This window comes from Albidovulum sp. (assembly GCF_049646345.1).
GTDB lineage: Bacteria > Pseudomonadota > Alphaproteobacteria > Rhodobacterales > Rhodobacteraceae > Albidovulum.
In genome coordinates this window covers 1-3,709 of record NZ_JBARVQ010000480.1, presented here as the reverse complement: position 1 = coordinate 3,709, position 3,709 = coordinate 1, and the positions used below count along the sequence as shown (strand labels likewise).

Genomic DNA, 3,709 nt, shown 5'->3' with positions numbered 1-3,709 from the left:
GGATACGCCTCTTCGCCCGGGAACAAGCCGAAGGCGCCGGGCGAGCGCCTGCCCGTCCCGGCGGGCTGGCGCTTTTGAGATCGCGCGCTTCGCATGAGGTCAGAGGGGCTTTGCGGGCAGAAAGCACCCCGAATACAGGTCGCTGCGCCACCCCACGGGCAGGCCCCCGCCCGACTTGCGTTGCACTCGTGTCGAAGACCGCATAGGGCTCATTCCAACCTGCTTGGAGCTCCGACATATCGGGTTGGACGGGCGGCGCGTTGTCCCGTCCAGCCTGCGGTCTCCGATCAGAGCAGCGCCTTGACCTTGGTCACGACATCCTCGGCGGCAATGCCGAACTCCTGATAAAGCCGTTCAGCCGGGGCGGAGGCACCGAAGCCCTCCATGCCGACGAAGGCCGACTTCGCCTCGCGGCCCCGCTCGCCCAGCAGGAAGCGGTCCCAGGGCTGGCGCACGGCCGCCTCGATGGCGACGCGTACGGCACCTGCGGGCAGTACCTTCTTGCGGTAAGCCTCGTCCTGCGCTGTGAAAAGCTCCATGCAGGGCATGGAGACGACGCGGGTGCCGATGCCTTGGGCCTGCAACAGATCGCGGGCCTTCAGCGCGATTTCGACCTCGGACCCTGTGGCCATCAGGATCGCCTGCCGTTTGCCTTCGGCTTCGCGCAATACGTAGCCGCCCTGCGCGGTCAGGTTCTTGCCAGAATGTTTGGTCCGCACCGTCGGCAGGTTCTGCCGCGACAGGGCCAGCACCGAAGGTGTCTTTTCCGACGTCAGCGCCAGTTCCCAGGCTTCAGCCGTCTCGATCAGGTCGGCGGGGCGGAAGGTCCAGGTGTTGGGCGTGGCGCGGCAGATCGCAAGATGTTCGACCGGCTGGTGGGTCGGGCCGTCTTCACCCAGGCCGATGCTGTCATGGGTCATGACATAGACCGAAGGTACGCCCATCAGCGCCGACAGACGCATGGCGCCACGGGCATAGTCGGTGAAGCAAAGGAACGTGCCGCCATAGGGGCGCACGCCGCCATGCAAGGCCATGCCGTTCATCGCCGCCGCCATCCCGTGTTCGCGGATGCCGAAATGCACGTAGCGGCCCTTGCGGTTTTCCGGGTTGAAGATGCCGAGATCGCCGGTCTTGGTGTTGTTCGAGCCGGTGAGGTCAGCCGAGCCACCAATGGTTTCGGGCATGACCGGGTTCACCACCTCCAGCACCATCTCAGATGCCTTGCGGGTCGCGACCTTGGGGGCGAGGTCGGAATTCTGTTTCTTCAGCGCGCGGATCGTGGCCGCCAGCCGCTTCGGCGCGGCGCCCGACATCTGCCGCTCGAATTCTCCCCGACGATTGGCCGAGAGCGCGGCAATACGCTCTTCCCAGTCCTTGCGGGCCGCAGCGCCACGGGCACCGATGGCGCGCCAGGCATTCAGGATATCGGCCGGGATCTCAAAGGCGGCATGGGGCCAGCCATAGATCTCTTTTGTGACCTTGATCTCATCGGGACCAAGGGGCGAACCATGGGCGCCTGCCGTGTCCTGCTTTTTCGGGCTGCCGAAGCCGATATGGGTCTTGCAGTCGATCAGGACCGGGCGGTCCGATCTTTTGGCTTCAGTCATCGCGCGGTCGATATCGACGGGGTCATGGCCATCGCAGGACAATACATTCCAGCCGGCGGCAGCGAAACGGGCGCGCTGGTCGGTCACGTCCGACATGCTGATCTTGCCGTCGATGGAAATATCATTGTTGTCCCAGAGCACGATCAGCTTCGACAGCTTCTGCATGCCCGCAAGGCCGATCGCCTCATGGCTGATGCCCTCCATCAGACAACCGTCCCCGGCAATGACCCAGGTGTGGTGATCCACGACCTTCTTGCCGAAACGGGCGCGCAGCGATTCCTCGGCCATGGCGAAACCGACGGCGTTGGAGATGCCCTGACCGAGGGGGCCGGTCGTCGTCTCGACCCCGTCAACATGACCGTATTCGGGGTGACCGGCGGTGATCGCGCCCCATTGGCGGAAGTTCTTCACCTGATCGAGCGTCATGTCCTTGTAGCCGGTCAGGTGCAAGAGTGCGTAGATCAGCATGGAGCCGTGACCGGCGGACAGGATGAAGCGGTCGCGGTCAGCCCATTTCGGCTGGCTCGCATCGAATTTGAGGTGCTTTTCAAACAGCACGGTCGCGACATCGGCCATGCCCATCGGCATGCCGGGATGGCCCGAATTGGCGGCCTGAACCGCGTCCATGGCCAGAGCGCGGATCGCGCAGGCGCGTCTCCAGTGATCGGCATGGTCCTTGCGAAGGGTGACGATATCCACGGGGCACTGTCCTTTTTGAAATGGCAGAGTTTCGCGGCTTGATAGCAGGCTGAAAGGCAAGATCAAGCGCAGCGCCTAACCGATTGGCCGGAAAGGGGGAGAAATCCTCGTCCGCTTTGGTCTAAACTCAATTTGCAGCGGCACCGGCCGATTCGTCCGTATCGGCTGGACGGAAATATCGCCAAAGCCGGGCGCGTAAGGTGACAAAGGGTATGGGGGCTGAACAGATGAGTGAAATGACAGAGCTGGCGCGACGGTTGTCCGCCGCGCTGGAACGGATCGGGGCAGGATTTGAGGCCGCGGCAGGCGATCCGGCGGCAGAGTCGGGAAATGCCACCGCGCTGCAGGAAGCGCTGGATGCCGAGCGCACCACCACTGCCCAGCTGACCGAACGTGTGCGCGCGATCAAGGACAAGCAGGAAACCATGGTCGGCACGCTTGAGGCCAAGGTGGCGAGGCTCACGCAGCAGCTCGATGCTGCGGGGGCAGAGTTGCAACGCCAGAAACGGCTGAACGCCGATCTGGCCGATGCCAACCGGGCACTGAGCGAAGCGGCAAGCGCGGGCGTGGCCGAACCGCATCTGATCAACCGCTCCATGCAGACCGAACTGGAAGCATTGCGGGCCGCCAGGGCCGCCGAAGTGGCCGAGATGGAAGAGATCCTTTCCGAATTGAAACCGCTGATCGAAGAGGTGGCCTGATGCCCGAGATGAAAATCACGATCGGCGGCCGCGATTTCGAAGTGGCCTGCCAGGAAGGCGAGGAGCATTTCCTGAGCTCTGCGGCGAAGATGCTGGACAATGAGGCAGCCGTGCTGATCGGCCAGATCGGTCGCATGCCCGAGGCGCGGATGCTGTTGATGGCGGGCCTGATGCTGGCCGACAAGACGGCAGGGCTAGAGGATCAGCTGCGCACCGCCAATGAGCGGGCAGCCGTCGCCGAACGGGTCGCGGCAGATGCGCGGGCCAATCCGGCCAAGGTCGAGGTGCCGGTGATCCCTGATATCGTCGTCGACAGCTTCGCCGAGATCGCCGCACAGGCCGAAGCACTCGCTGCCCGGATCGAAGAGCGCAAGGCAGGCTGAGTTCGCGCCTTCGGGCGCCCAACTCTACTTGCGCGCCCAGGCGCATAGGCCGCCCTTGGGGGCGGCCTATGGGTTTTGTGATTGGGTCTTTCTTCGTTCACAGCGTGCGGAGGAGGGATTTCAGGCCCGAAGGGAAGAGGCTGATCCCGCCGTCGTCCAGTTGCTCGGGTGCGTACCACCGCGCCGTGCAGCTTGTACCGTCATCCTCGGTGAATTCGATTATGTCCTGCCCGTCGAAAGCCCCATGGGGAAAAACGATTTCAGCAATGAAAAGGATTTCGTGCCCGGTTTGGCCCTCATGGGTGAAGAGATTCTCCAT

Annotated in this window: 3 protein-coding genes and 1 pseudogene; 2 read left to right on the top strand and 2 right to left on the bottom strand. The window is 63.6% G+C overall.

The annotated features are described in order from the left end of the window. Positions 1-287 precede the first annotated feature (287 nt). On the bottom strand, positions 288-2,306 hold the full coding sequence (tkt, locus tag WBB85_RS12000; protein WP_432638844.1) for a transketolase: 2,019 nt from the start codon (positions 2,304-2,306) through the stop codon (positions 288-290). Between the two features lie 227 nt (positions 2,307-2,533). Between tkt and WBB85_RS11995 the strand changes: the two genes are divergently transcribed. Further along, on the top strand, positions 2,534-3,007 hold the full coding sequence (locus tag WBB85_RS11995; protein WP_432638843.1) for a hypothetical protein: 474 nt from the start codon (positions 2,534-2,536) through the stop codon (positions 3,005-3,007). Then, positions 3,007-3,390 (top strand): cell division protein ZapA, encoded by a 384-nt coding sequence (locus WBB85_RS11990; protein ID WP_432638842.1) that lies wholly within the window; start codon positions 3,007-3,009, stop codon positions 3,388-3,390. The genes WBB85_RS11995 and WBB85_RS11990 overlap by 1 nt, the downstream gene beginning before the upstream one ends. A gap of 97 nt (positions 3,391-3,487) precedes the next feature. Here the strand turns inward: WBB85_RS11990 and WBB85_RS11985 are convergent. Beyond that, a pseudogene (locus WBB85_RS11985) lies at positions 3,488-3,709 on the bottom strand (DNA mismatch repair protein MutT); the annotation flags it as partial.